This window comes from Pseudomonas sp. IT-P74, assembly GCF_949768175.1.
Classification (GTDB): Bacteria; Pseudomonadota; Gammaproteobacteria; order Pseudomonadales; family Pseudomonadaceae; genus Aquipseudomonas.
Map to the genome: position 1 here is coordinate 93,051 of NZ_CATKQD010000002.1, position 26,339 is coordinate 119,389.

Sequence of the window (26,339 nt, forward strand, 5' to 3'; positions counted from 1 at the left end):
AGCTCCTTTCAAAGCCAGATGTTGATCAGCGACGGCAGGGAAACCCCCAGCCCGGCGTTGAACAGCCAGTAGATCGGCAGGGTCAAGGCAATGCCGATGGCCAGGTCCCGCAGGGGATGACGGCTGCCGAACCCCCGCGCCGAACAGGTAAACAGCAACCCGGCGGCCAGCACAAACCCGATCAGGTTGATCAGCACCGCCACCCCGACAAGCCCCGCCGTCACCCAGGCCGCACCGTTTTTTCCACCGGGCACCGTGGCAGTGTCGTTATCCAGTTCGCGAAAACCGCCACTGACGGCCTGATACCCCAGCAGCAGCCCCACTGCACCCAGAAACGCTGCCACGACATAGGGGTAGACGTACGCCGGGAGGATCACGAAGCCCATTTCGGGCGGAAACCGGTAGGCGCCAATCGCCAATACGACGCTGATGGCGATCAGGCCGATGCCGACCGCCAATTGCGTCGGTACTACTGCGCGCTGTGTGGCCATCTCAAAGCAGCCCGACCTTGACCAGCATGGCATGCAACCGTACGTGTTCTTCCTCGACGAATTTGCCGAACTCATCGCCGGTCAGCACGCTGGGCGTCCAGGCATTGGTCTGGATATTGTCTTGCCAGACCTTGCTGTTGGTGGCGGCCACGACCGCGTCGATCACCTCTTTACGCTGTTGCGGGGTGAGGTCCGCCGCACCGTAAACGCCGCGCCAGTTGCCGATCGTCACGTCATAGCCGCTCTCCTTGAGGGTCGGTGCATCAATGCCGGGAACCCGCTCCGGCGCGCCGATGCCCAGGACACGGAACTGACCGGTCTTGATGTATTGCCCCAGCTCGGCGTAACCGCCGGTGATCACCTTGAGCTGGCCGCCCAACGCCTGGGCAACCACCTCGCCACCGCCACCAAAGGCCACGTAGTTGACCTTGTTGACCGGCACGTCCAGCTTGCCCGCCAACTCGGCGATGCCAATGTGATCCACCGAGCCCTTGGAGCCGCCGCCCCAGGTGATGCTGGTTGGATTGGCCTTGAAGGCCTTGATCAGGTCATCGAGGGTCTTGAATTCAGATTCCTTGCGCACGGCGATCACGTTGTACTCGGTGAACAGCCGGGCAATGGGCGTCACATCCTTCAGGCTGATCTGCGGTTTGTTCTGTTCGATGCCCGCGACCATGATCGCGCCGACCACCAGCAATGCGTTCGGATCGCCCTTGGTGCTGTTGGCAAATTGCGCCAGCCCCAGGGTCCCGCCCGCCCCGCCCTTGTTCTCGAAGGTCGCGGACTTGGCCGTACCGGCCTCGACCATGGCCTTGCCCAGCACACGGGCGGTCTGGTCGTAACCACCGCCCACGGAACCCGGGGCCATGAATTTCACGGTATCCAGCGCGAAGGCCGGTGCGACAAGCACGGCAGCGGTCAAACCGGCGGCCATGCAGCGACTGAAACGACGGATCAAAGCAGACATGGGCATCTCCTGATTGCATTGTTTTTATAGGTGCCGCTTGCTCATCGACGTGCGCGATGAACAGGGGCCTGCAAACAAGCTTAGGCCATGGATCCTCGGGTTGATCTGTTTTAAAGCGCTGCACCACCCTGTAGGAGCGAGCCTGCTCGCGATGGTCGCTAACGATTACGCGTGTTACCTGAATAAACGCGGTGCCTTGACGTCCATCGCGAGCAGGCTCGCTCCTACAGGAAACGCCCGGGCGAAAAACAGCCAGGGCACTTGCGACAAAACATCGCTCAGGGTGCGTGTCTTGACCTAACCTCATTGGCTAAGTGACTAACAACCCGTCGAGCTCGCCGATGTGCAACGTCTTGAAGTCCATGATCTACGTCGCCTTCGCGGTTCTGGCGGCAAGCCCGGGATGGCTGTTGGCGGGGGACATGGCCGACGCTCCTGCTCCTGCTCCTGCTCCTGCTCCTGCTCCTGCTCTTGCCCCGGCCCCTCCCCCCGCAGCCCCGATCATCAGCATTTCCGACAGCGAATTGCTGGGGGTGCAAAACCAGCTCAACAGCCTCAAGCAGCAGGTTTCCCAGGCCACCAATTACACTCAGCTGGAAAGCTCGCAGGACCTGGTGCAGGTACTGATTCAGGAGATTGAACGCCTGTCCACATCGCTGCTGCCTGGACAGGCGCAATTGCAGGCGCAACTCAACGTGCTGGGGCCAGTGCCGCTTGACGAGAACGCACAGGTGACGACTGCCATTACCTCCCAACGAGACGCCCTCGGCGAGCAAAAAGACAAGATCGACAGCCAACTCAAAACCCTGGCCGCGCTTAAAATAAGTGCCGGCGAGTTGATCACGCAGATTGCCAGCATCCGGCGCAGTCTGCTGGAAGCGGAAGTGACCCAGCAGACCAGCAGCATCCTGAACCCGAGCTTCTGGTCGCCATTGTTCAATCTTCCGATCGATGACCGCCAACGTTTCAGCGCCCTCATCGAACAGCTCGAGACCACGCACCGGGCCGCCTGGCAACCCGGACAACGCGGGATCACCGCCACTCTGCTGATCCTGGCCCTGGCCATCTGGACCGTGGGGCGAAAGCTCGCCGGACGGGCCCTGGCCTGGCTGTGCATCCATCGAATGCCTGAAGGTCGGCTGCGGCGCAGCTCCCTTGCACTGGCGTCGGTGGTGGCGACGGTGCTGACCGCCGGCATCGCCTTGCAACTGCTGCATTTTGCCGGGACCCGGCAATTGCCCTACACCCCCCTGTTGGCCGACCTGGCGCAGAATCTGGAAAAACTGGCCTATACCTGCGTGCTGATCACCGGGCTGAGCCGCGCGTTGTTGTCCACCAAACATCCTTCATGGCGCCTGCCCGATATTGCCGATCCGGTGGCGCTGGTGATGGAGCCCTATCCGAGGTTGCTGGCCAGCCTGCTACTGGTGCTGGTAACCCTGGTGCAGATGAGCAACGTCACTGGCATGAGCGCCGAAGTGGTGTTGTTCGGTCGGGGCATCGTAGCCTTGATCGTGGCACTGGTGATCGCTGCGCTGCTGTTGCGCGTCAGCAAGACGCGCAGAGACCTGATCGTTGCCGGAGAGGCCCCCGAAGGCGTCACCACCTTCGCCGGTCTGATTTACACCTTCACCGGCGTTGCCGTGGTGGTGTCCCTGTTCGCCCTGTTGATCGGCTACGTGACGATGGCCCGGTTCATCACCTATGAAGTGGTCTGGATATTCATCATCTGCGCCGGTTTCTACCTGCTCTCACAGGTCTACCAGGACACCTGCGACTATGTGTTTTCGCCCCGAAAACCCACCGGCAAGGCGATCAAGCAACTACTGGGCATCGGCAATCCACGCCTGGAGCAGATCTGCACCGTCATGTCCGGGGCTGGCCGCGCCATCCTGATGCTGATCGGCGTCATTGCCCTGTTCGTCGGCGGCGTGGGGACGACCCTCGGGCAACTGGTCACCGGCACCGTGGCCGTACTCGGCGGCGAAGGGCTGCGCAAACTCAACATCGTCCCGGACAACCTGCTCCATGCCATCCTCGCCCTGGTGATCGGCATCTACCTGATTCGCTCCTTCCGGCGCTGGCTGGATAACGAGTTCCTGCCCAAAACCGAGATGGACCCAGGCATGTGCGCCTCGCTCAGCACCCTGTTTGCCAACATCGGTTACGCATCCGTGGTGCTGCTCACGCTGTCGTCGCTGGGGGTCAAGTGGACCAACCTGGCGTGGATTGTCAGTGCGCTGTCAGTGGGTATCGGCTTTGGTCTTCAGGAGATCGTGAAGAACTTCATCTCCGGTCTGATCCTGCTGACCGAGCGTCCGGTGAAAGTCGGCGACCTGATCAGCATCAGCGGGGTCGAAGGCGACATACGACGGATCAACGTGCGGGCCACGGAAATTCAACTGGCCGACCGCTCGATCATGATCGTGCCCAACTCCCACCTGATTTCGCAGAACCTGCGCAACGTCACCCTCGGCGGTAGCGCCCAAGGCGTGGTGATGCTCGAACTGGTGTTCCCGCTGGACATCGATCCGGAGCAAGTACAGAACCTGCTGTACGACACCTTCACCGAACACGAATCGATCCTGGATAAACCGGTGCCTTATTTGCGCTTCAGTCAGCTGAAGCCTGAAGGCATCACCTTGACCATCACCGGCTATGTCGGCAGCCCACGCACGGTCAGCGCGATCAAAAGCGAGCTGCTGTTTGAAATTCTCAAGCGGCTGGGTGCCGCGGGGATTGAACTGGCGAAACCGCCACCCGCAGCATGATGTGGGAGTTTGCTCCCACAATTTATCGCGGGTGTACGCACATGACGTGCTCACCGCAAATCCACTGTGGGAGCGAGCCTGCTCGCGATGGTCGCCAACGATAACGCGAACTGACTGACAGACCGCATTATCTTGACGTTTTTCGCGAGCAAGCTCGCTCCTACAGGTTGATCAATGGGCGATACACACCGACTTGAGCTCGGTGTAAGCCTCGATCACCGCACGGCCAAACTCGCGGCCCATGCCCGATTGCTTGAGGCCACCGAACGGCATCGCCGGGTCGAGCAGCACGTGGGCGTTGACCCAGACCGTACCGGCTTCGATGCGTGGCACCAGGTTCATCGCCTTGCCCAGATCGTTAGTCCACAGGCTGGCGGCCAGACCGTAGCGGTTGTCGTTGGCCAGTTCGATCACGGCGTCTTCGTCGTCGAACGGCATCACGCCCAGCACCGGGCCGAACACCTCTTCACGGGCCACGGCCATGCTGTGGTCGATGTCCGCCAGAATGGTCGGCTGCACGAAGAAGCCGTCGCCTTCCAGCAACTCGCCGCCCGTCACCACCCGCGCACCTTGCTGGCGGGCCAGTTCGATGTGCTTGAGCACGCTTTGTTGTTGCTTGCGCGACACCAACGGGTTGATGGCCGCGTCGCAGTTCATGCCGGCGCCAATTGGCATCGAGGAGACGGCGGCAGCCAGGGCTTCGACGAACTGATCGTGGATCGAGCGGTGCACGTAGAAGCGCGAGGCAGCGGCGCAGACCTGGCCGTTGTTCAGCAAGCCGCCGAGGATCGCACCCTGCACGGCTTTTTCGATGTCGGCATCGGCGAGCACGATCATCGGGTTCTTGCCGCCCAGTTCCAGGGAGAAGCGCGTCATGTTTTCCATGCACGCCACGCCGACGCTCTTGCCCACGGCGGTGGAACCGGTGAACGACACTTTGCTCACCAGAGGATGCGCAGTCAGCACGCCGCCAACGGAAGCGCCGCCACCAGTGACCACGTTGAACACGCCGGCCGGGATGCCGGCTTCCAGCGCCAGTTCAGCCAGGCGCATGGCGGTCAGCGGGGTTTCCATGGCTGGCTTGATGATCACCGTGCAACCGGTGGCCAGGGCCGGCATCAGCTTCCAGGCGGCGATCAGCAGCGGGAAGTTCCACGGCACGATGCCGACCACGACACCCACCGGCTCACGCTTGGTGAACGCGGTGAACTTGGCGCCCGGTGGCAGCGGGATCGACACGTCGAAGGTCTGGCCTTCGATCTTGGTCGCCCAGCCGGACATGTAGCGCATGAATTCCACGGTGGCGTTGAGGTCCAGCGCGCGGGCCATGTTGATCGACTTGCCCTGGCTCAGGGTTTCCAGTTGGGCCAGTTCTTCGGCGTGTTCTTCGACCAGGCGGGTGAAATTCAGCAGGATGCGTTCACGGTCGGCCGGACGCAGGCTCGACCACACACCGGATTTGAAAGCCTTGTGGGACGACTGCACGGCGCGCTCGACAAGTTCCAGCGGCGCATCCAGGGTCTCGCACAGGGTTTGCCCAGTGGCCGGGTTGACCACGGCGATGCTGTCGCCCTCGGCAAGCACCCACTGACCATCAATGAAGCAGCCGTGGCGACGCTCAAGGAATGCAGCAACCTGGGGCAGAATTTCAACGTTGCTCATAATTCACCTTTCATTCAGATGTAGGAGCCAGCTTGCCGGCGAAAGCGTCTTGACGGGCGTTGCAAGACTCAAGGCCGTCTTCGCTGGCAAGCCAGCTCCTACAGGGGGTGGTTGGTTGGCAGTCGGTAATCCGGCTGATCAGTGTTGTTCTTTGAGGAAGCACGCGACCGCCTGGCGGTCGTCGGCGGACGCCAGGCCCATGTAGGGCATGTAGGTGCCCGGCACGAAGGCCTGGGGCTGGGTGATCAATTGCGTGATGGTCTCGGCTTGCCAACTGACGTCTTTGTCGCGCATGGCCTGGGAGTAGCTGAAGTCCGCCAGCGAGCCGGACTTGCGCCCATACACACCAAACAGGTTCGGCCCCATCATGCCGGTCGTGCCCTTGGTCACCGCGTGGCAAACGCTGCACTCGGTGGCAAACACTTCGCCGCCACGGCGCGTGTCCGGGGCGCACTCGGCGGCGGACACCGCCTGGACCAGGGTGAAGGACAACAAACCGATCAGGGACCAACGCAGCGAAGTGAACATAGGAAAACGACCTTGAAAATCCACGCGTCCGCCAGCAGGCGAACGCCAACACTAAAAATGCCGAGGCAACGGTGCTTCGACAGGTTGATGGGGATTGTCGGTGGTCGTCGGCACGCAGGTTTTGCCCTGCGTGCCAGTTGTGTTGGCGGTTGTGCCAGATTGCGCATTAGAAACAGCGCGTGCAGGTATGCGACATTAGAAGCTCGTTTTAGCTGAGCTGAGAAGGCGATGAACTCGTTATTTTTTTTGAGCAGAAGGCGCCGTGAACACGGGTGCAGCCGCCGCGCGGATAAAAGCTTCATCCAGAGTGCTTGCACCGTAAGACTCCAAGAACTCTTTACCGGAGCTGAACGGTACAAACCGTCGCATGCTGATCATATAAAAGTTGTCACAGTTGCTCACAACCTCCTCGATGTTATGTGAAGACACTAGAATTGCCGTTCCCTCACCAGCAGCTCCACGCAAACACTTCCAAATGTAGTGTCTGAACTCAGGATCGACTCCAGCAGTGGGTTCATCCAGTATCACCAGATCCGCCTCTACAGCCAGCAATGATAGAGTAAAGAACCAACGCTTTTCACCATAGCTGCAAACAGAAGACTTCTTGTTCCAGATTTCCTTATATCGCTCAATTATTTCAGGGCTCCAGACAGCGAGCTTTTTCAAAGCATGCTCTTGCGACATTCGGACCGGAGAGCAAAGTAATGTAGTCATTCTAAAGACATCGAACATACGCAGCACGGGGGGCGTCATGATCGTCTGTGATAAATAAAGCTGCCTGACAAACCTATTGACAAGCTGCCCTTCTTTCGCCTTTTTCAAGCCGCACACAATATCGAAAAACGTAGTCTTTCCAGAGCCGTTTGGACCCAGCAGACCGGTAATAGAGCCTGGAGTCACACTGATAGATGCGTCATTGAATATTATCTTTTCAGAATACTCAAAACAAAGCGACCTGGCTTTTATAATACCCATCAATATCGACTCCACACTGGATTTATGCGCAAGAATCGCAAGGACAACAAGAATACAGCAATAAAAGAAAAGAAAACCCCCAATATCAAAATCGGGTGCCTTTCAATCCCCCCAGCCATTATTTGATTTGCAATATACAAAGGATTAAACCCTTTGATAAAATCCAATACAGGATGCAAATCGCGAACACTTAGAACACCCAACACAAGCATTCCAAATGACGTCATGGAGAAAATTGTATTGGCATTCTGAAAACTAACAGGCAACAAGCTCAACAGAATTCCAGGCACACAAAACAATACATAGCAGATATAAAACCGAGAAAAAACCAATAAAAACTCAGCCACTTCAAAGCCTCCAAAAGAAAAACATGTCATCACATAGAAAGCGGCACAGTAAATCAAAGAAATAAGCGAGCATGCAAAAAACTGCGCCAACATAAATATCAGTTTGGCTTCGGATGTATATACAAACGACCTAATAAATCCACTTTCCCTTCTGCCCACAATGTAAAAGGAGAAGCCAAAAAAAGCGACACTTGAAGAAATATAAGCGTGAAACCAAGAAGTGCTTTCTAAATAGCTCATACCCGAAGGAGAAAGCTCTCCTCTGGAGTATGCCAGCAAATAATAGGTTGCTACCGGCGAAACAATAATCCAAAAGAGCGCAACAGGCTCTTTTAGCTGTTCCTTCACAAACAACCACGTAAGCTCGAAAGATCTTGATATTGTAAAATCTGTCATGAGTCACCCTTTCATGGAAATGGAACCATAATTTTTTTCCGCTCAGAAAATATCTGCCCCATAAATCTCTCAGAGTATTTATTGCGGAAATTTATACCCCTAGAGTTATTCATGTGCAAAAATAAATCGGGAGAAACAAACTTACTGAAAAAATATAAGCCACTCTGTATCACAAGAGAATTGACGTAGAGATAACCATCAACCTGCTGAGACTTGAGCGCAGCCAAAAGTCCAGACAAGTTAAACTCAAGCGAAGACCCTGATGTGTCGGAGCCACGGAATCTTACCGAAGTTATCTCCTTGTATGTCCCATAGGTGTTACAGCTTAAAAAATACTTCAAATATGAATCTTTAACCTCTTCGACGTCACTCTCAGTAGCTCGAAACAAATCAATGAATCTGTAGGTTTGCCACAATTCATAAATTGATTTCTCAAGTGCGCTGCTTAACGTTTCCGCATACGACATTCCGGCGCAATACCGAACGTGACGTTTATTATCCTTTTGACCGTAAACAGCCAACAAACATGCACCTGGGTAATCATGATCTGATATATCGATAACCGTGATCTCACCTGACTTGCATAGTGCATCGTATAACGTTTGAGCACGACTTTCACTCAGGGCTATTTTAATGTCAGATTCAAGAACCAGCCGAGTGCATTCCTTTGTGAGCCAAAATCTTGCCAGGAACTGCCTTTCCAAATATTCCTTTATCGACCCAAAAGCTGCATCCTCAAATCGATAGTGAAAACTGCAACCGCATGTATCTCGCAGCGGATATATTGAATTTTCACTTTCAACTTTATTATAGTTAAGAGAAACACATGCAGTAGGTATGTGACAGCAAGAAAAATCCGATACACGCAACACCTCCGTCAAATTATATGAATGTTTGGCAAGCTGTGCGGATGTCAAATTACTCTCATTAGTTTGAGAAAAAGCATAGATAAATTTCCCAGCCTCCAATCTCGACAATGTATGATTGATATCCCCTACTACGTCGGGCTTAACCTCCATATAGAAATGCCGTCTTTCAAAGTACTCACCTAGCGCCGCTTTTATAGAGGAGGAACCGCTCCCTATTCCAGATCCTCCGTTTAACCAAGGGTCTTCCACTTCAACAGAGGACGGAAGAGACAGTAAGCAGGCTGGCTGACAAATCAGCGCACCAGGTAACGCTGAGTAGTGACTAGAATTATATAGAATCACATTGCTCACCAATGAAGTGCACACACATAGGAAAGAAAAGAGTTGGATTAAGACCTATTGCCTTACACAGCATCGTGTCTGTGTACGCGGACCACAACCTGCATCGCAATCCAAGCTTTTTGGCTTGCAATTCGATCAGCATGTAAATGGATCCAACCTCCATAAGCGCAAGTCTGTACCCTCGATACCTGTACTTAAATAGTGTTTTAGGTATGTAGACGGCATAAACTATCGCTATACGAGGCGTGCCAATACTGCCTGGAGATGACAAAATCGCCCTCTTAAAATCATCGATATTTTGTGTACCCTGCATTACTTCAAACCTCCTCGACCGCGGTAGTAAATGCAAGATCTTTTCAGGACACGGCCAACTTTCCTCATCATCCATCAGAGAACAAATAAACATCTCAACTGGATATAGCGCACCACCGCTTGGATATCCACGCTTATAACTATCTTTTCTTGGGGAAAGCACAGGAGACATTAGATTTTCTAGCCTCGAAAAAACTATATTTGTGCTGGAGAAGGTTTCACATGATTCATCACGACAGACATCCGAATCCAAATTCAATTCAGAGCGAACAGAGAATTCAAAATTTAGATCCGGGTAAAGCCGCAGTTCGTTCCCGGTTAACTGAGTAAGTTGCTCATCGCTGACATTATGAAGACGAGTAGCATGTTTGAATGCATCATGGATCGTATAATTCCCTTTTACGTGAAAATCCAAGGTTTCCGCATGAACAGTTGAACTCATGAACTTCAGATAATAGTCATGGGGTATATACTTCATCCCTGTACCCTCAAACAGTCGCACATATACCAGTGAGAGGCCGAGACATCCCTCACGAAGTTGCCATTAAAATCAACATAGGAGTCTTGAAGTACATTATCCTGATAACGATATTCACTACCAGGGTTCGTTAGCAGCTTTATTTTCTTTACAATCGCCCCAACAACCAATGATCGCTGCAGGATATTTAGCGGATCGGTAGGAACGGCTATATGCTTATTTTTGCAAAAATGAAGCAGCCTTGACCAAGTATTCCTGCCACTATGATATTCCTCATAGTTTATCAGTCTGTCTATGCTACAAAAATGACATGGATTTCCGACTTTCGGCAAGTACGGCTGACTGATACAGAACGAATTACCCGAGCGATAACAAACACTGATCGCACTGTCCGGCGCAGCACTTACAAGATCGAAGTATATTTTCTTTATAAAATCATAGTCATAATTCATGCAAGCGATTACAATGTAGCATTTCTTACTTAAAACAATGTCCTTGAGCGAGCCTGAGATGTCACTTATTTCCAACGGGGTATCGATCTCACTTCTTAACAATGCCTCCAGGTCGGTGGTTTTGTCCCAGTCATGGGCCACAATTGTTTTCTCAAAGTAAATCTCACCAGGGTCTTCTTTAATAGAGAGCGCTTTTTCTAAAAAACCATAGGCGGCTTCTGGATTTAAGCCATGCTCCGACAATATCTCAAGAAATTCAGCCTTTGAAATATTCTTATAACTTTTTAACTTAGTCAGAGCTGCCAGCAAAGATGGCGAACTGATCTTCGAAACACCTTTCCTTGAAACCACTAAATTATCAGAGTGAAAATTAAGTATTTCGTAGCTTTGTATATTTAACATCATCCAGTTCCTTTACATGGCTTTTCTGGCTAACACCAGAAAAGCCATACTTGATGAATTGTCAGTCGTTGTCGGACGATACCTGAGGAGTTACAGCGTTCCCTCCACTCCCACCGCTTCCGCCGCTCCCGCCACTACAACCGCCGCCGCCCCCACATCCGCCGCTACCTCCACATCCGCCTTGACCGCCAGACCCTCCAGCCATGTGTGGGCATGAGCCGTATTCAAACTCATCGCCAAGATAAAGAACGTCTCCAAAGTTTTCGCTGTTCATCATTGATTACTCGCTATTAGAGGAAATGCCACCAAAGTTAGTGACCCTTCTATATTTAGTAACTTCCAGAACTTGATGCAATAGGCCATTTTTTTGTGCGTAGGAATTTTCACTCAACATCTAAGGAAAATTCGTGCGAGATTTCCGGATCGTTTTTCGTTCACTTTCGGTTTAAAAAATGGCATCGCACTGGCAGATAGCTATAAGTACTTAAAAGCCAAAAACAAAGTTGACTCAAAACTGAAACAAACGAAAGACACTGAACTCAGCGATCTGTAGGACGGAGTAAGAAATTTCTTTCTTTTTCAAAGGATATTTTTTTAAGTTTGATTTTAAATTTTAAAAAATACGACGAACGGTAACTTTGATGATCGTATGCCGTTCTGTGGTGAGGTTCTAACTGGCGACGATGGTGTCCGCTACGTTGTTGGCTGTGGTGTTTGGGGATGTACTGCTCAGTCCGTGCAGCAGGAAAAGAAAAGCACCCGCCTACAGAGCTTCAAGCGATGCGGAGCTACCGTAGGCTCGAGCCGCGTTCAGACGATCATTTGAGCTTGTTTTTTGAAAGCAAGATCAAAAGATCGCAGCCTTCGGCAGCTCCTACCGGGAAATGGTCACGCTCAATTCATGTAGCGCTTGCGATACTCACCCGGCGAAACACCAAAGCGCGCCTTGAACGCCGTGGAAAAATAGCTCGAATCGTTAAAGCCCCATTCATAGCCCAGCGCACACAGCTTGCCCTCGCCCCGGGCATGGCGCAGTTGTTCGGCGCAAAGGTCGAGTCGGCGTTTTTTCACGTATTGCGCCACCACCAGGCCGTGTCGGGAAAACAGCCGGTACAGGCCGCGCACGGAGACGCCCACCTGGGTCGCCAGCCATTCGGGGCACAGCGCCTCGTCACCGATGTGTTCATCGATATAGCGCAAGGCCTTGCGGAAGGTGCGCGCCTGGGGTGAGTCGTCCACTTCGCTCGCCCCCATCGCCGGGCGCAACAGGCTGATCACCGCGTCCAGCGTCGCTGCGCTTTCCGCGTGATTCAGGCCTTGCTCCGTTGAACCGAGGATCAGGCGCTGGGCCAGCCCCGCCATCGGAGCCGAAGCCGGAATGCGTTGCGCGGGTTTGACCTTGGTGCAACGCAGGTGCTGTTCGACCCGCTCCCGGGGCAGTATCAATGACAACTGACGGGCGTTGTTGCGGTAGACAAAGTTGCTTGGGCGCGTGGAGTCGATCAGCGTGATATCCCCCGGCAACAGGGTGATGCAACTGCCCTGCTGCTCCATCACGGCTTCGCCGGCCAGCTGGAGCGCCGCGTAGAAATGCGAGCCTTCGCCCTGATCGATCTCATGCTGCGTGCGGAACAGTCGGGCCTGGGCCACGTCGACAAAACTCATCTTGAGCTCACCGCTGCGGTACTCATCGATAGAGCCCGCAAACTGCGTCCCCAACACATTGGCACCAAAGCGCCCGCAGACCTGATTGACCTTATCGAGCCATTGATCAATGCGCTCGACCTGTTGTGCATTGCTCATCGCAGCCTCATCCCTCGCATTAGTCGCTGCGAGGCGCCCTGCACTTTTCGTTTCTGTCGCTCGCCACCGCGAAATACCGCGGTGGCCATGCCGATCCGTGCGCGATTACTGCGCAGCGCCTGTTCTCGTGCACCAGGAACCGGCGTCGTGGCAACGCACCATGCAATCTGGCATGCACAACCAACTAATTGGCAAACAGGGAAAAGGGCAAACAATGGCCGCGCCTTAGTATCCGGACAGACCGCAAACCTGCGCTCAAGAACAAGAACGGATGCCACACCATGCTCAAGTCCCCCTTGCTTCGTCTCTCGACGCTCGCGCTGATGATCAGTGCCGGCAATGCCGGTGCCTATGAACTCTACGCCGATGACGACAGCCACCTGAACGCTACCCTCGAAGCCGTATTCGGCATTTTCCACAGCCAGGAAAACTACGCCCTGTCCGGTCGCCTGAATGAAGGCAGCTCGTCGTGGCGCGAGGGCTACATCAAATACGGCTTGAGCTTCGATCAAGGCCTGGGCGGTGTGGGTACCGCGTACGGCGCGGGGAACCTGCTCAGCTCCGGCACCTGGGGCGATGGCGATGCCGCCGGCTTCTCCGATGGCACGGAACGCACCACCAAGTTCGAAGACGCCTACCTCGGCTGGCGCTCGGCCGATCTGTTCGGCGCGCTGGGCAGTGACGGTGTCGACCTGTCCTTCGGCCGACAGAACATTGTGGTCGGCGACGGTTTCCTGATCGACGGCGACGCGCTGAACATGGGTAAAGGCCTGGCCGACGGCGAGTTCAACCGTGGCGGCGCCTACTACCTGGCGGCGCGCAAGGCCTTCGATGAAACCGCCGTATTGCGTCTGGGCGGCAAGGAAGGCTGGCGCAGCGACCTGATGTGGCTCAAATCCGACAACCGCGCCCAGGCCAAGACCGAAATGTACGTCGGCACCCTGGAGCACGTGGCCGAGGCCGGCACGGTCGGCCTTACCTACATCAAGACCACCGATATCGATGAACAGTACGCCTCGCCGATCCAGCTTGAACGCGACGGCATGAAGACCTACAGCCTGCGTGCGGCGGGCAACGCCGGGGTGAAAGACCTGTTCCTGTCCGGTGAATACGCCAAGCAGGACAAGCCTCACACCTCGACCGAAGACGCCTGGTACCTGGAAGCCGGCTGGACCTTCTCCGACGCGGTCTGGACACCTAGCGCCAGCTACCGCTACAGCCGTTTCTCGGAAGGCTACGACACCCTGTTCTACGGTTTCAGCCGTGGCTACGGCACCTGGTTCCAGGGTGAAGTGGCGGGCAACTACGCCGGGCCGTTCAACAGCAACTCGCGCATCCAGAACGTCACGCTGAAAGTCTCGCCGCTGGAGAACCTCACTGTCGGCGCGATGTACTTCAACTTCGACACCATCGACCGCAACCTGGGCAACACCGATGGCCACGAAGTCGACCTGTACGCCGAATGGCACGTCAACGACCACCTGACCGTGATGCCACTGGTGGGCATCTACCAACCGGACAAGAGCGCCGAAGACGGCGGTACCCAACTGGGTAACAACGACAAGAACGTCTACGCCCAGGTGGTGTTCGCCACCGGTTTCTGATTTCGGCCGCGGGGAGCTTTCGTATCTGAGATTTGCAGTGCCTGATACACCGCCATCGCGAGCAGGCTCGCTCCCACAATTGGATTTCTGCCGCACACAAAATCCGTGTACACCGCAGATCCCCTGTGGGAGCGAGCCTGCTCGCGATGGGGTCATCACATCCAGCATCGTTGCTGACAGATACTCCGCTATCGTCGGAACGCCGCCCGGAGCAAGCTCGCTCCCACAGTGTTTAGTGGTTAGCCGGGCCGATCGACCTGACTGTCTGGACTGCCAATGCGCCTCATATCACCACGGGCTGCTAAACCCGATCACTGGAAATCAGTGACGCGGACCAAGTTACCGACTGCCTCCAGGGCGCACAAGCCGGCGGATTCTGGCGTACCTGTAGGCAATGACGCAAGGTGCTGTGGCTTGCAGGAAGTTACTCCTACAGCCGTTAAACATGCATTCCAGGCGGGTACCGCTATCGCGAGCAGGCTCACTCCTACAAGGTCCCGCAGTGAACACAGAATTTGTGTTCGACGGCGATCCTGTAGGAGCGAGCCTGCTCGCGAAGAACGATAACGCGGTCTCAGTCAAGCCGCGCTGGCATGCTCAACGCGATGAAACAAGCGGTTGAAATACACCAGGCTGTCACGCGGCTCACGCACGCCCACCTTCGTCAGCTCCACAAACATCACCGAGTGCGATCCCACTTCCTTGCACTCGCTGATCCGCCCCTCAAGCTGCACCAGAGCATCGCGCAACACCGGCACACCGGCCGCGCCGTCGTCCCACAGGTCCCAGGCAAAACGCTCGGCCATCGGCACCTGGGTCATGCCGGCGAAATGCCGGGCCAGTTCTTCCTGCTCACCACACAGCACGTTGACACACAGGTGGCCGTTGGTGCGGAACACGTCGTGGGTGGCACTGTTGCGGTTGACGCATACCAGCACGGTGGGCGGCGAGTCGGTCACCGAGCACACGGCACTGGCGGTGATGCCGCAACGACCGCCGGGGCCGTTGGTGGTGATGATGTTCACCGCGGCAGGCAGCTGCGCCATGGCGTTGCGAAAGTCGATTTGCTGCTGGCTCAGGTCGGCCATGTCGATGCCCCTTCCTTCAGGAGGACCGCTATCTGGCGGCCCGTAGGTGATGGAACAAGACTAAGGCTGCGGGCGCGGCACAACCATTCTCGCGATCCCCATGGCGGGGTTGGGTTTCCGCTAGTCGACTAGGTGGTTTCTTTATCGCAAGGGCCGGCCACAGTGGGTATTCTGCATACTGGTTCCAGAAAGATGAGCCAATGCGTGCCGCACGTTCTCGTGCGAAAACAATAATTAGAAAACTTTCGTGGCAGCCCCGATGGAAATCCGTAAACCGATTGTTTATATCGTTGACGACGACAAGGACCTGCGAACCTCACTGGCCTGGTTGCTGGAGTCGGTGAGCGTGCAGGCGCAGTGCTTTGCCGGCGCCGAAGAGTTCCTCAGCCAGTACGACCCCAAGCAGCCCGCCTGCCTGGTGCTCGACGTGCGCATGCCGGAGACCAGCGGTTTCCAGTTGCAGGAAATCCTCAACCAGCGCGGCAGCACCTTGCCGACCATTTTCGTCTCGGCCCATGGCGACATTCCGATGTCGGTCACGGCGATGAAGAACGGCGCGCTGGATTTCGTCGAGAAGCCCTACAACCCGCAGCAGATGATCGACCGCATCCAGGCCGCGCTGAAGACCGCCGTGCACGCCCAGGCCGATCAGCAGCAGCGTCAGAACCTGCAAGGCAAACTGGCTTTACTGACCAGCCGTGAGCGGGAAGTGTTGATGCTGGTGATCGATGGCAAGGCCAGCAAGGTGATCGCGCGGGAGCTCAACATCAGCGTGAAGACCGTTGATGTGCACCGCACCAAGATCAAGGAAAAGATGGGCGTGAGCAGCATCGCCATGCTGGTGCGCGAAGTGCTGCATTTGCCGGTGGATGAGCCGGTGCGGCACTGAGAGATTTGTGGCGGTCATGAGACCGCCATCGCTAGCAGGCTAGCGCCTACAGGGACTCTCGTCGTACACAAATTTTGTGTTCGCTGGAGATCCACTGTAGGAGCGAGCCTGCTCGCGATGAGGCCAGCAGACTCAACATCAATAGCGGGGGTCAGTTCTGACTGTAGCGCTTGCGATAAGCACCCGGCGACACGCCAAAGCGCGATTTGAAGGCCGACGAGAAGTAGCTCGAATCCGAGAACCCCCACGCATAACACAACGCCGAGAGCTTCTGCTCGACATCGGCGCGGCGCAGGTTTTCGGCGCAGAAGTCCAGACGCCGGTGCTTGATGTATTGCGCCACCACCAGGCCGCGCTTGGAGAACATCCGGTACAGACCGCGCACGGAAATCCCCACTTCACGAGCAATCAGTTCGGGGCACAGCTCTTCGTCGCTCAGGTGCGCGTCGATGAACGCGATGATCTTGCGAAATTGCCGCTCATGGGCGTCCGCACCGCAGTCGCGGGCGCTGATGCCCGGCAGCAACAGGCTGGCCAGGGCATCGAGCACGGCCTCGCTCTCCTGCATCTCCAGCCCTTCCTGCTGGCGGGTGTCCAGCACCAGCTTGTTGGCCATCGCCGCCAGGGGGCTGCCGGCCGCGATGCGCGTGGCGCAGTTGACGGCATTGAAGTGCGAACCCCGCTCGACCACCTGGCGCGGAAGAATCAACGACAGTTGTCGGCAATCGTCGTGGTAGATCATGTCGCTCGGACGGCTGGCGTCGATCAGGGCGATGTCGCCACAGCCCAGTTGCGCTCGGTTGCCGCCCTGCTCCAGCTGCGAGCTGCCACGCAGCTGGAACACCGCGTAGTAGTGGCCGTCGCTACTGGTGCTGACGTCCTTGCTGGTGCGATACAAATGCACGTGCGCCATGTCGACCACACTCAGGTTGATCGCTCCGCTGCGAAATTCCGTCAGTTCGCCGTAGAAATCGGTGTCCAGTGCCCGGGCATCGAAACGCCCACAAGCCTGGTTCACCTGGCTCAACCAACTTTCGAACGCTTCGTTGCGCACCGTCGATGCTGTAATCATGTCCGCAAAGCCTCAGGTTTTTGTTGTTATTTTTCGACCACTTCATCGAGCGGTTCGTCAACACGGTTATTTCTGTAGCCATCTCCTCCTTCGACGGCTGCCGGGCGCCCATTCAACAGGCTCCGGCCCAAGCTTTCCAGTCGACTTTCGGTTACAGGTCCAATACCAGACGAGCGGAAAGCGCCCGTGATACACAGGCGCAAATCTGCTTGTTGGAGGCCTTTTCCTTGTTCGACAGACAGTGGTCGCGGTGCTCCGGCAAACCGTCCAGGACCTCGACGATGCAAGTGCCGCAGATGCCTTCACGGCACTCGGTGTCGATATCGCAACCATGGGCCTGCAGCACATCGACCAGACTGGCGTCGGCCGGCACGTGCAGCACCACGCCGGAACTGGCCAGCTCCACTTCGAAACCGCCGGCCGGGGCGCTGTTGGCCGCCGGGTCCGCCGCGAAGTGTTCGAGGTGGATGGCATCATCCGCGCGACTGCGCGAAGCCACTTCCACGACCTTGTTCATGAACGGTGCCGGGCCGCAGGTGTAGACGTGGGCCGTGCTGCCGGCACGCTCCAGGCATTCGCTCAATGCACCGTCGAGATCAACTGGCTCCACGCCGTAGTGAAACTCCACACGCTCGGCAAACTGGGTCGCCAACAGCTCGGTAAACGCCGCGTACTGCGCCGAACGAGCGAAGTAATGCAGCCGGTATGGCTGGCCGCTTTCCGCCAGTTTGTAGGCCATGCTCAACAGCGGCGTGACACCGATACCGGCGGCGAACAACACATGTTCGCTGGCGCTTTCATCGAGACGGAACAGGTTGCGCGGCGCACCCATTTCCAGCTCCATGCCCTCTTCCACTTGCTCGTGCAGCGCGAGCGAGCCACCGCGCGACTGCGCTTCTTTCTTCACCGCCACCAGATACGCACGTCGATCCTGCGGCGGGCTGCACAGCGAATACTGGCGGGTCACCCCGGTCGGCCCGGTCAGGTCGACGTGGGCACCCGGTTCATAGGTGTCGAGCGGCTGGCCGTCACTGCGCACGAGGCGAAAGGAACGGATATCCAGCGCTTCGTCGACGATCCTTTCGATCTTCACCTTCATCATTGCATCACCTGAATACACTTGTTTTGATTTAGTACTACGGCTTGGTGAGACCTTGTAGGAGCGAGCCTGCTCGCGATGGAGTGTCAGTCGACATCGATTCAGCTGATACACCATCGCGAGCAGGCTCGCTCCTACAAGGATCATTCCCCGGCCATAACATTGGTTGATGCGTTCAGCGCATGAACAAGCCGCCGTTGACGTCCAGGCACGCGCCCGTCACGGAGGTCGCGTTGTCGGCGATCAGCAGCAACACGCTATCGGCGATGAACGCCGGATCACCCAGGGTGCCGGCCGGGATCATCTTGAGGATCTGTTCCAGTCGCTCCGGCGCCACGGTTTCACGCACCACCGGCAAGTCCAGCGGGCCCGGCGAGATGCTGTTGACCGTCACGCCCTGGGGCGCCAGTTCACGGGCAAAAACCTTGGTCAGGGTCGCCACGCCGCCCTTGGCCGCCGCGTAATGCGCGCCGGTGGCGGTGCCGCCGTTCTGCCCGGCAAGCGAAGCGATGTTGACGATGCGCCCGAAGCCGCGTTCGGCGAAGTGCGCGCCGAACACCTGGCAGGCGACAAAGGTGCCGCGCAGGTTGATCGCCATCGACTCGTCGAACTCTTCCGGCGTGATGTCCATCAGCGCGGCGACTTTCGACACGCCGGCGTTGTTCACCAGAATGTCGGTGCCGCCCCAGTGCTCAGTGAGCAAGTCGCGAGCACGCTGGAAGTCGACCTTGCTGCGCACATCCAGCTCGATCGCCATGGCGCTGGCACCACTGCCATCGAGTTCCAAAGCCAACTGTTGCACGCCATCGAGGCGCACATCCGCCAAACCGACGCGATAACCCGCCGCATGCAGACGCCGGGCGATGCACTCGCCCAGCCCGCGCGAGGCACCCGTTACGAGGGCTACTCGATTCATGATGTTGTCCTCACAAAAGGAAGCCGAGCGCGCTCAGGCTGTCGGTGGAGTTGATCAGCCGCACCACTTTGCGCTCCAACGTAGGCACGCCATCGGTGAAACGAATGCGGTGGTTCAGGTCAGCCACGAACGGCGTGTGTACGCCGCGCTTGTAGGCGTACAGCAACTGCGCCGAATTGACTTCGACGATGTCACCGGCCGCTTCCACCAGGCGGAAACGCGAGATCGTGCGGATGGTTTTCGCCGCGTCCACCGCCGACGGTGAGTAGCCGGCGGTCAGGCGTTCGATGCGCAGGTCACGCATGCGCGCATCGTCGTAGGCGTAGTTGAGGGTCGCTTCGAAATCTTCGGTGTCCGGGTCGATCGGCACGATGTACTTGCCGCTTTCGCTCCACAGGGTCGCCCATTCGGCGTAGTGCTTGTGGTCGAGCAGTTCGGCTTCGCGCCAGATGAGTTCGATGGCCTGGGCCAGAGGACCGGTAAAACCGTTCAGGGTGTCGTGATTGCTCATTGGCTCATCATCCTTTTCCACATGTCGTAGGCACCGCGCATGCCGCCTTCGTCGGTGGCGTGGCTGACCTTGTCGCCGTTTTCAGCGGTGATTTCGCGGTTCAGGCCGCGGTTGACCAGGATTGGCGCATCGACGCCGGCATACGAGCCGCGCTGCACGCGGTCCCAGGCCTCGGCATCGTCAGGGCTGCCGAAACCGAACGGGCCCTGGAAGTGTTCGTGGATGCGCATGCGTTCGCGGTTGGCGATTTCCGGGCCGCCGTCCATGCCGAGGGCCACGTGGCGGATCTCGGTTTCGGTGACCGACACCGGGCGCAGCACGCGCAAGAACGACATCGACATCGCCACGTTGGGGAACAGGTTCAGGTTAAAACCGGCGCCGTGTAGCGAGCGTACGATGCGACGAACCTGATCGGCCGGCAGGGTTTTCGACAGTTCTTCGGTCACATGGGCGAAACGCTCCTGCAACTGTTCGGTGCCGTCGTCGTGATCGAGGTCGACGTGCTCCGGCACCATGACCATCACGCTGTGGCCGTTGCCCAGGGAGTGGGTGACGGCTTGTTCGTCGGTCATGAACGAGAGCATTTCCGAGGTTTCTTCATCCACCGACGACATGAACGACTTGTGCACGATCGGGAAGTGATAACCGTCGGTGGTGTTTTCCAGCTGGATCTTCCAGTTGCCCTTGAAGCTGAACTTGTGTTCGCCCTGGGTCTTGATCGGATAGCCGGCGCCCTGCTTCATGAACAGGTCCATCCAGTGCTTGGCCCCGCCGAGGAAGTCTTCCAGCGGTTCGATCTCGTCGTTGTAGCTGGCGAACACCATGCCGGCGTAGCTCTCGACACGCAGGCTGGTCAGCGGCAGTTCGGATTTCTCCAGGATGCCTTCGTAGCCATCCGGATACGGCAGCGCACGCAGCTTGCCGTCCAGGCCATAGGACCAGCTGTGGTACGGGCAGGTGAAACCGGTGGCGTTGCCCTTGTGCTTCTCGCACACGGTGGCGCCACGGTGGCGGCAACGGTTTTCCAGCACGTTGATGTTGTTCTTCTTGTCGCGCACGACGATCACCGGGCGACGGCCGATGGTGGCGGTCTTGAAGTCGCCGCTGTTGCGCACTTCGCTTTCGTGGGCAACCCACACCCAGGTGCGGTAGAAAATCTTGTCCAGCTCGGCTTCGAACAGCGCCGGGTCGTTGTACAGCGAGACGTCGACGCGGTCATGCCGGACCAGGTCTTCGGGGCTTTTCGACGTTGCGATCAGCTGATATTCATGAGTGCTCATGCGGTTCTCCTCATGGCTTCTTTTTATGATTTGTTGTTAGCCGCGTGTACCGGCCATGCTCTGTTGCAGCTGCGCACCGAAGGCGCAGACCAGCTCGTCCTGACCTTTACGACCGACGATTTGCAGGCCGACTTTCAATCCGCCGCAATCGAGTTCCACCGGCACGGTCAGGGCCGGGTGGCCGCTGAGGTTGAAAGGCCGTACCAGCGGGGTCATGCCGGCCACGGCTTTGCTGCCGGCGCGGGCTTCGCTGAGGGTCGGCGGCAGGATTGGCAAGGTCGGCAGCAGCAATACGGCGAAGTCTTCCAGCGCTGCGTCCACTTGCTGGGTGAACGCCGTGCGCACGGCTTCGGCCTGGGCCAGGTCTTGACGCGTGGTGCGGCTGGCCGCCAGCAGACGTGTTTCCACATCGGCGCCGATCAGGCCCTTGCCGGTCAGATGGCCGAACGCCGCCCAGTTTTCGAAATTGATCACGGTCAGGCCGGCCGCGAACGCCGCTTCGAACTCGCTCAGGTGCAGGTTGCTTCGACGCCATCCGGCGCGGTCCGCGGCGGCACCCAGGCTGGCTTGCAGGTGCGAATCGCAGGCCACCTCGAGAAAGCCGACCCTGGCGCCGTCACCTGGCAGGCCTTGAGCGGTAAAACCCGGGCAGATCACCTGCATCGCGGCGATCAGGTCGTCCATGTTTTTGGCGAACGGCCCGACGCAATCGAGGCTCGATTCCAACGGATGGGCACCGACACGGCTGACGCGACCATATGTCGGCTTGAGCCCGGCAATGCCGCAGCACGCTGCCGGCACCCGCACCGAACCACCGGTATCGGTGCCGATGGCGATGTCCGCCAGGCCTGCCGCGACCGCCGAAGCCGAACCGCTGGACGAGCCGCCAGGCACACGATCCGGCGCTTGCGGATTGATCGGTGTGCCGGTCCAGTCGTTGATGCCGGTCACGCCGAACGCCAGTTCATGCAGGTTGGTCTTGCCGACGATCTGCCAGCCGGCGTCGAGGATCGCATCGACCACTTCGGCGTTTTTCGTCGCCGCCGGTGCATCGGCAAAGGCGCGACTGCCCGAGCGGGTCGGATGGCCGGCGATGTCGATCGAATCCTTGATCGCTACGCGCTTGCCGTTGCCACCGAGGAGGAATTCGCTGATGAAGGTACTCATGCGCCCGCCTCCAAGGTGAAGAGTTCCGTGTTGAACAAACGCTGCGTGCGGAAATGCGCGATCAACCAGGTGCCGTCGACACAACGGAAATCGATGTTCAGTCGCGTGCCGAACAACTCGTTGCGGCCGTCGGCGTAGGTGGAAATCTGCTGCATGATCCATTGGCCCTGCGCCGAACCGCCGTCGACCACGATCGACTCGCTGGTGAGGTAATGCAGGTTCAGCTTGAAGTGGTCGGACGGCGGCAGATAACCGCCGACAAACGCCGCCACCGCCGCACGCCCCTGGTGCTGACCGAAGGTTTGCGCGGTCTGGGTGCCGAGGCCTTCCCAGATCGCATCTTCGGTGAACAACCGGGCCAGATCGCTGACATGCGTGACCGCTCTCGGCACATCGCACAGATCCATGTAGCGCGCCAACAAGCGCCGCACTGCACTTTCCCCTTCGAGCTTCGCCAGATCTCCTTCGAGCGTCGCCAGACGCTGCAGCAAGGCCTCGTTCATGGCTTACACCTTGGCCGCGTCAGGAATGGTCAGCGGACGACCGATGCGCGCTTCGATCTTCGCGTAGCGCCAAAGGCTGTACTGGCCGACCGGCGTGGTGCGGAACAGGTTGCAGGCGTCGATCACCGACTGGTGACAGTCGACGTCGGCCATGATGTACACGGTCCATGGCGAGGTGGTGGACGGGCCGACCATCAAACGGTCGTCGTCCATCGCGCCGAGCACGGTGATACCGGGCATGGCGCCGAGGTCACCCATCATCTGGCTGAAGCCTTTCCACACGCTCAGGCCTTCGCCGGTGGGCAGGTCGAAAAAGTTCTGGGTGATGCCGATGCAGAAGACGACGCGCAATGGCTCTTGGGTGGTTTGCGACATGGGTGCGATTCCTTGAAAAAGTAAGGGGGATTCAGATGTAGCCCGGGAACGGCGGGACGCCGAGGAACACCGAGCCGGCGCCGTCGTACAGGCCTTCGCTGAGGAAGGCGTGCTGGGTCACCACCATCGAGTCGCGCAGGTAGCGTTGCAGCGGATGGCGCAGGTAAATGGCGGTGGTGCCGGCCAGGCCGTAGGCGCTCTGCACCACCTCGGCACCGGCCTGGGACACGTGAATCGCCGACAGGCGCAACAGGCTGGTCTGCTCCGGTGTGACCGGGTTACCGGCCAGGATCGAGTTCCACACCTGTTCGGTGGCGTTGTAGAAGAAACCGCGGGCGGCGCTGAGCTTGGCTTCAGCCTTGGCGATCTCGATGCGCACGTAGGCGCGATCGGACAGTTTCGGCGCGCCGGTGATGCCGCTGCCGCCAGCCATGCGGCTGATTTCGTCGAGGGCCGCACGGGCCAGGCCGAGGTTGACCACTGCCAGCACTTGCGCGGCGTAGGCAATCGACGGGTAGCGGAACAGCGGCTCGTCGATGGTCGCGGCACCGCCACGGATGAACGTCCAGCGCTCGTCAACGTGTTTGTCGGTCACCCGCAGGTCATGGCTGCCGGTGCCCTTGAGGCCGACCACTTCCCAGTTTTCGACGATGTCTACCTGCTTCGGGCGGAACACAGCGGTGCGCGGCTTGCCGCCGGCAGCGCCGATACCAACGCCCAACAGGTCTGCGCCTTTGCAGCCGCTGGCGAATTTCCAGGTGCCGTTGACCTGATACCCGCCTTCCACGGCCTCGGCCGGTTGCAAGGGGAACAGGCCGCCGGCGAATACCAGGTCAGGGCTTTCGGCGTAGAGCTCCGCCAGGGTTTCCCGTGGCAAGGCTGCCAGGTAGACACCGGCGCTGCCGAAGCTGGCCACCCAGCCCGCCGAGCCGTCGGCTTCGGAGATGCGTTCGACCATTTGCAGGAACAGCGACGGTGCCAGGGCATCGCCGCCGAAGCATTTCGGCGTGGCAGCGCGGTAGATGCCCACCTGCTTGAAGCGCTCGATCATGTCCCGAGGCACGTGGGAGCCGGCGTCGAATTCCTCGCGACGCTGGCGAACCTCATCCAGCACTTGCTGAAATAGCTGACTCTCGACCATTGGCACGACCGGGGCGGTCACAGGGTCTTGTTGTGCGACAGCTGAACGCAGCATGGGCTAGTTCTCCGTTTTGATTATTGTTAGTGGGCTCCGCTGCTCCCTGTAGGAGCGAGCCTGCTCGCGAAAAACGTCTGGACAACACGGTCATTCAGACAGGACGCGTTTTCGTTGACGTCCATCGCGAGCAGGCTCGCTCCTACAGGATCTGTGTGGTCGCCCTTGCATTGCGGTCCAGTGTAAAAACCGCATCCGGTCGCCACTATTGGTGCGTGCAGCCCCCCGACTAAAGAAAACCCCTAGGCCGACACCCCTTACCTCTGAGCGCATCCCGCTGTGCGAGCAGGTATAAAACGCCATACTGCAAATCTCTGCCGCCAGGGGCCGTGCGATGTACCAGCCAAAACCGAACGACTTTTATGCGCTGATCGAAGCCATGCCGCTGTGCATCATTCTTCATGACGCGCACACCAAGGAAATTCTCTGGGCCAACGCCGCTGCCCTGGCGGCGCTCGGCTTTACCCTGGAAGAACTGACGCCGCTCAAGGCCCCGGACATGACCCGCGACGCACCGAAGTACCGGCGCTCGGTGGGCTTGCGCTGGCTGGAAGGTGCCGCGCGCACCGGACAACGGGCCATCGAGTGGTGCTATCGCTCCAAGCAAGGGGTGGAGATTCTTTCCGAGGCGGTGGCGACCCTGGTGCACCTGGACGGTCGTGATGTGTTGATGGTGCAGTTCCGCGACATTTCCAGGGAGGACAAGGTCAAGCGCGACCTCAAGCGTTTCGAGAGCCGGCTCAAGGCTTTCATGCAGGACCTGGCCGAAGGCGTGGCGGTGCTCGGTCCCGAGGGCGACATTCGTTTTATCAGCGACTCCGGCGCGCACCTGCTCAACAGCGAAGTGCACAAGCTGATGGGCAAGAACTTCCTGGCCTGGTGCGACGACGCATCCGGTCAGCGCCTGTTGCAACAGCTGGCCCATGAGACGCCGGAGCACGCGCCGTTCAACGTGCACTACAAGGTGCAGCGCCGCGATGGCGAGTGGCGCTGGCATCACGCAACGTGCCGCTACATCGAGATCGAGGACGATCTGGTCGGCCATCTGCTGCTGTTCCGCGATGTGACCGAACAGGTGCTGGCCGAAGAGGCGCGGCGGGTCAGCGAGCAGAAACTCGAATACCTGGCGCGCTACAACGCCATGGGGGAAATGGCCGTGGCGATTGCCCACGAATTGAGTCAGCCATTGGCCGCGACCCGCAACTTTATTGAAGGCGCGGTGATTCGCCTGGGCAACACCGGCGAAACCGATCAAGGCGTCGCCTGGGGTTTGCAGAGTGCGGTACGGCAAATCGAGCACGCCTCGTTGATCATCAAGAGCGTGCGCGATTACGTGGTCAAGCTGGAGCAGAGCGAAGAGCTGGTCGACCTCAATGAACTGCTGCGCGAAACCCGCTACTTCATCAGCCTGCGGGCCGATCCGAGCCTGGTGCGCGTGGAAATCGTCACCGCGTCCGAACCGCTGCGGGTGAGTTGCGAGAAGGTGCTGATCGGCCAGGTGATCCTCAACCTGGCGTTCAACGCCATTGAAGAAATGGCCGACTTGCCCACTGAACGACGCCTGTTGCGTATCCATGCCAGCCGCGAGAACGACGTGGCCCTGGTGCGCATTGAAGACAGCGGGCGCGGCATCCAGGCCCAGGCGCAAGAGAAGCTGTTCGACGGCTTTTTCTCGTCCAAGGTCAGCGGCAACGGCATTGGCCTGGCGCTGTGCAAGAACATCATCGGCCGCCACCGTGGCGATATCTGGGCGCAAAACCTGGAGCCGTGTGGCGCGGTGTTCAGCTTCTCCCTTCCCCTCTTATCGTCTCCCTACCCCCTGTAGGAGCGAGCTTGCTCGCGATG

The 26,339-nt window shown here is 58.1% G+C and carries 23 protein-coding genes; 4 read left to right on the forward strand and 19 right to left on the reverse strand.

The annotated features are described in order from the left end of the window. Positions 1 to 8: 8 nt before the first annotated feature. Complete coding sequence (locus tag ACM6J5_RS01890; RefSeq protein WP_414927690.1) at positions 9 to 491, reverse strand: tripartite tricarboxylate transporter TctB family protein; 483 nt, start codon at positions 489 to 491, stop codon at positions 9 to 11. Between the two features lies 1 nt (position 492). Continuing rightward, positions 493 to 1,458: a Bug family tripartite tricarboxylate transporter substrate binding protein gene (locus tag ACM6J5_RS01895; RefSeq protein WP_414927691.1), complete on the reverse strand. Its 966-nt coding sequence runs from the start codon at positions 1,456 to 1,458 to the stop codon at positions 493 to 495. A 341-nt stretch (positions 1,459 to 1,799) separates the two neighbouring features. Here ACM6J5_RS01895 and ACM6J5_RS01900 point away from each other — a divergent pair, with 341 nt between their 5' ends. Beyond that, positions 1,800 to 4,229 carry a DUF3772 domain-containing protein gene (locus ACM6J5_RS01900; RefSeq protein WP_414927692.1) on the forward strand — a complete coding sequence of 810 codons (2,430 nt, stop codon included), beginning with the start codon at positions 1,800 to 1,802 and terminating at the stop codon, positions 4,227 to 4,229. Between the two features lie 171 nt (positions 4,230 to 4,400). Here ACM6J5_RS01900 and ACM6J5_RS01905 read toward each other — a convergent pair whose 3' ends face one another. The 7 genes from ACM6J5_RS01905 to feaR (ACM6J5_RS01935) all read right to left on the reverse strand — a co-directional run bounded on the left by ACM6J5_RS01905 (position 4,401) and on the right by feaR (ACM6J5_RS01935) (position 12,795). After that, entirely contained in the window at positions 4,401 to 5,891 is a 1,491-nt protein-coding gene (locus ACM6J5_RS01905) for an aldehyde dehydrogenase family protein (RefSeq protein WP_095946275.1), read from the reverse strand. Between the two features lie 138 nt (positions 5,892 to 6,029). Beyond that, positions 6,030 to 6,419 carry a c-type cytochrome gene (locus tag ACM6J5_RS01910; protein WP_095946276.1) on the reverse strand — a complete coding sequence of 130 codons (390 nt, stop codon included), beginning with the start codon at positions 6,417 to 6,419 and terminating at the stop codon, positions 6,030 to 6,032. A gap of 237 nt (positions 6,420 to 6,656) precedes the next feature. After that, a complete protein-coding gene (locus ACM6J5_RS01915) occupies positions 6,657 to 7,394 on the reverse strand; it encodes an ATP-binding cassette domain-containing protein (RefSeq protein ID WP_095946277.1) in 738 nt (245 codons plus the stop codon). Beyond that, complete coding sequence (locus tag ACM6J5_RS01920) at positions 7,394 to 8,137, reverse strand: ABC transporter permease (protein WP_095946278.1); 744 nt, start codon at positions 8,135 to 8,137, stop codon at positions 7,394 to 7,396. The genes ACM6J5_RS01915 and ACM6J5_RS01920 overlap by 1 nt, the downstream gene beginning before the upstream one ends. 11 nt (positions 8,138 to 8,148) lie before the next feature. Continuing rightward, a complete protein-coding gene (locus ACM6J5_RS01925) occupies positions 8,149 to 9,348 on the reverse strand; it encodes a YcaO-like family protein (RefSeq protein ID WP_256589172.1) in 1,200 nt (399 codons plus the stop codon). 786 nt (positions 9,349 to 10,134) lie between these two features. Further along, on the reverse strand, positions 10,135 to 10,992 hold the full coding sequence (locus ACM6J5_RS01930; protein WP_414927693.1) for an McbB family protein: 858 nt from the start codon (positions 10,990 to 10,992) through the stop codon (positions 10,135 to 10,137). Positions 10,993 to 11,886: 894 nt separating this feature from the next. Next, on the reverse strand, positions 11,887 to 12,795 hold the full coding sequence (gene feaR, locus ACM6J5_RS01935) for a transcriptional regulator FeaR (protein ID WP_095946281.1): 909 nt from the start codon (positions 12,793 to 12,795) through the stop codon (positions 11,887 to 11,889). A 281-nt stretch (positions 12,796 to 13,076) separates the two neighbouring features. On the opposite strand from feaR (ACM6J5_RS01935), the gene ACM6J5_RS01940 reads away from it, so the two are divergent. Further along, positions 13,077 to 14,399 (forward strand): hypothetical protein, encoded by a 1,323-nt coding sequence (locus ACM6J5_RS01940; protein ID WP_150673860.1) that lies wholly within the window; start codon positions 13,077 to 13,079, stop codon positions 14,397 to 14,399. A 578-nt stretch (positions 14,400 to 14,977) separates the two neighbouring features. On the opposite strand, the gene hpaC is transcribed toward ACM6J5_RS01940, so the two are convergent. Further along, entirely contained in the window at positions 14,978 to 15,487 is a 510-nt protein-coding gene (gene hpaC / locus ACM6J5_RS01945) for a 4-hydroxyphenylacetate 3-monooxygenase, reductase component (RefSeq protein WP_095945909.1), read from the reverse strand. 259 nt (positions 15,488 to 15,746) lie between these two features. Between hpaC and ACM6J5_RS01950 the strand changes: the two genes are divergently transcribed. Next, positions 15,747 to 16,376 (forward strand): response regulator transcription factor, encoded by a 630-nt coding sequence (locus tag ACM6J5_RS01950; protein ID WP_053161157.1) that lies wholly within the window; start codon positions 15,747 to 15,749, stop codon positions 16,374 to 16,376. Between the two features lie 151 nt (positions 16,377 to 16,527). Here the strand turns inward: ACM6J5_RS01950 and feaR (ACM6J5_RS01955) are convergent, their stop codons facing one another. The 9 genes from feaR (ACM6J5_RS01955) to ACM6J5_RS01995 all read right to left on the reverse strand — a co-directional run bounded on the left by feaR (ACM6J5_RS01955) (position 16,528) and on the right by ACM6J5_RS01995 (position 24,494). Beyond that, on the reverse strand, positions 16,528 to 17,448 hold the full coding sequence (gene feaR, locus ACM6J5_RS01955) for a transcriptional regulator FeaR (RefSeq protein WP_414927694.1): 921 nt from the start codon (positions 17,446 to 17,448) through the stop codon (positions 16,528 to 16,530). Between the two features lie 151 nt (positions 17,449 to 17,599). Beyond that, positions 17,600 to 18,550 carry a PDR/VanB family oxidoreductase gene (locus tag ACM6J5_RS01960; RefSeq protein ID WP_414927695.1) on the reverse strand — a complete coding sequence of 317 codons (951 nt, stop codon included), beginning with the start codon at positions 18,548 to 18,550 and terminating at the stop codon, positions 17,600 to 17,602. A gap of 172 nt (positions 18,551 to 18,722) precedes the next feature. Beyond that, positions 18,723 to 19,463: an SDR family NAD(P)-dependent oxidoreductase gene (locus tag ACM6J5_RS01965; RefSeq protein WP_414927696.1), complete on the reverse strand. Its 741-nt coding sequence runs from the start codon at positions 19,461 to 19,463 to the stop codon at positions 18,723 to 18,725. Positions 19,464 to 19,473: 10 nt separating this feature from the next. Further along, a complete protein-coding gene (locus ACM6J5_RS01970) occupies positions 19,474 to 19,974 on the reverse strand; it encodes an aromatic-ring-hydroxylating dioxygenase subunit beta (RefSeq protein WP_414927697.1) in 501 nt (166 codons plus the stop codon). After that, positions 19,971 to 21,254: an aromatic ring-hydroxylating oxygenase subunit alpha gene (locus ACM6J5_RS01975; RefSeq protein ID WP_414927698.1), complete on the reverse strand. Its 1,284-nt coding sequence runs from the start codon at positions 21,252 to 21,254 to the stop codon at positions 19,971 to 19,973. Before ACM6J5_RS01975 ends, ACM6J5_RS01970 begins: the two co-directional genes overlap by 4 nt. A 36-nt stretch (positions 21,255 to 21,290) precedes the next feature. Further along, the gene (locus ACM6J5_RS01980; RefSeq protein ID WP_414927699.1) at positions 21,291 to 22,421 is read right to left on the reverse strand and encodes an amidase; all 1,131 of its coding nucleotides are present in this window, start codon (positions 22,419 to 22,421) and stop codon (positions 21,291 to 21,293) included. Beyond that, positions 22,418 to 22,924 (reverse strand): nuclear transport factor 2 family protein, encoded by a 507-nt coding sequence (locus ACM6J5_RS01985; protein WP_414927700.1) that lies wholly within the window; start codon positions 22,922 to 22,924, stop codon positions 22,418 to 22,420. The genes ACM6J5_RS01980 and ACM6J5_RS01985 overlap by 4 nt, the downstream gene beginning before the upstream one ends. Positions 22,925 to 22,927: 3 nt before the next feature. Next, the gene (locus ACM6J5_RS01990; protein WP_057715413.1) at positions 22,928 to 23,299 is read right to left on the reverse strand and encodes a hypothetical protein; all 372 of its coding nucleotides are present in this window, start codon (positions 23,297 to 23,299) and stop codon (positions 22,928 to 22,930) included. 31 nt (positions 23,300 to 23,330) lie between these two features. Further along, positions 23,331 to 24,494 (reverse strand): acyl-CoA dehydrogenase family protein, encoded by a 1,164-nt coding sequence (locus tag ACM6J5_RS01995; protein WP_095945901.1) that lies wholly within the window; start codon positions 24,492 to 24,494, stop codon positions 23,331 to 23,333. Between the two features lie 334 nt (positions 24,495 to 24,828). Between ACM6J5_RS01995 and ACM6J5_RS02000 the strand changes: the two genes are divergently transcribed. Beyond that, the gene (locus tag ACM6J5_RS02000; protein ID WP_150673870.1) at positions 24,829 to 26,319 is read left to right on the forward strand and encodes an ATP-binding protein; all 1,491 of its coding nucleotides are present in this window, start codon (positions 24,829 to 24,831) and stop codon (positions 26,317 to 26,319) included. Positions 26,320 to 26,339 lie beyond the last annotated feature (20 nt).

Excerpts from the sequence above, each read along its gene's own strand:
- ACM6J5_RS01905 (WP_095946275.1), bottom strand. The coding sequence starts at position 5,891 with ATGAGCAACGTTGAAATTCTGCCCCAGGTTGCTGCATTCCTTGAGCGT.
- ACM6J5_RS01980 (WP_414927699.1), bottom strand. The coding sequence starts at position 22,421 with ATGAGTACCTTCATCAGCGAATTCCTCCTCGGTGGCAACGGCAAGCGC.
- ACM6J5_RS01895 (WP_414927691.1), bottom strand. The coding sequence starts at position 1,458 with ATGTCTGCTTTGATCCGTCGTTTCAGTCGCTGCATGGCCGCCGGTTTG.
- ACM6J5_RS01890 (WP_414927690.1), bottom strand. The coding sequence starts at position 491 with ATGGCCACACAGCGCGCAGTAGTACCGACGCAATTGGCGGTCGGCATC.
- hpaC (WP_095945909.1), bottom strand. The coding sequence starts at position 15,487 with ATGGCCGACCTGAGCCAGCAGCAAATCGACTTTCGCAACGCCATGGCG.
- ACM6J5_RS01940 (WP_150673860.1), top strand. The coding sequence starts at position 13,077 with ATGCTCAAGTCCCCCTTGCTTCGTCTCTCGACGCTCGCGCTGATGATC.
- feaR (WP_414927694.1), bottom strand. The coding sequence starts at position 17,448 with ATGATTACAGCATCGACGGTGCGCAACGAAGCGTTCGAAAGTTGGTTG.
- feaR (WP_095946281.1), bottom strand. The coding sequence starts at position 12,795 with ATGAGCAATGCACAACAGGTCGAGCGCATTGATCAATGGCTCGATAAG.
- ACM6J5_RS01900 (WP_414927692.1), top strand. The coding sequence starts at position 1,800 with ATGTGCAACGTCTTGAAGTCCATGATCTACGTCGCCTTCGCGGTTCTG.
- ACM6J5_RS01975 (WP_414927698.1), bottom strand. The coding sequence starts at position 21,254 with ATGAGCACTCATGAATATCAGCTGATCGCAACGTCGAAAAGCCCCGAA.
- ACM6J5_RS01990 (WP_057715413.1), bottom strand. The coding sequence starts at position 23,299 with ATGTCGCAAACCACCCAAGAGCCATTGCGCGTCGTCTTCTGCATCGGC.
- ACM6J5_RS01960 (WP_414927695.1), bottom strand. The coding sequence starts at position 18,550 with ATGATGAAGGTGAAGATCGAAAGGATCGTCGACGAAGCGCTGGATATC.
- ACM6J5_RS01930 (WP_414927693.1), bottom strand. The coding sequence starts at position 10,992 with ATGTTAAATATACAAAGCTACGAAATACTTAATTTTCACTCTGATAAT.
- ACM6J5_RS01970 (WP_414927697.1), bottom strand. The coding sequence starts at position 19,974 with ATGAGCAATCACGACACCCTGAACGGTTTTACCGGTCCTCTGGCCCAG.
- ACM6J5_RS02000 (WP_150673870.1), top strand. The coding sequence starts at position 24,829 with ATGTACCAGCCAAAACCGAACGACTTTTATGCGCTGATCGAAGCCATG.
- ACM6J5_RS01910 (WP_095946276.1), bottom strand. The coding sequence starts at position 6,419 with ATGTTCACTTCGCTGCGTTGGTCCCTGATCGGTTTGTTGTCCTTCACC.
- ACM6J5_RS01995 (WP_095945901.1), bottom strand. The coding sequence starts at position 24,494 with ATGCTGCGTTCAGCTGTCGCACAACAAGACCCTGTGACCGCCCCGGTC.
- ACM6J5_RS01965 (WP_414927696.1), bottom strand. The coding sequence starts at position 19,463 with ATGAATCGAGTAGCCCTCGTAACGGGTGCCTCGCGCGGGCTGGGCGAG.
- ACM6J5_RS01950 (WP_053161157.1), top strand. The coding sequence starts at position 15,747 with ATGGAAATCCGTAAACCGATTGTTTATATCGTTGACGACGACAAGGAC.
- ACM6J5_RS01915 (WP_095946277.1), bottom strand. The coding sequence starts at position 7,394 with ATGGGTATTATAAAAGCCAGGTCGCTTTGTTTTGAGTATTCTGAAAAG.
- ACM6J5_RS01985 (WP_414927700.1), bottom strand. The coding sequence starts at position 22,924 with ATGAACGAGGCCTTGCTGCAGCGTCTGGCGACGCTCGAAGGAGATCTG.
- ACM6J5_RS01920 (WP_095946278.1), bottom strand. The coding sequence starts at position 8,137 with ATGACAGATTTTACAATATCAAGATCTTTCGAGCTTACGTGGTTGTTT.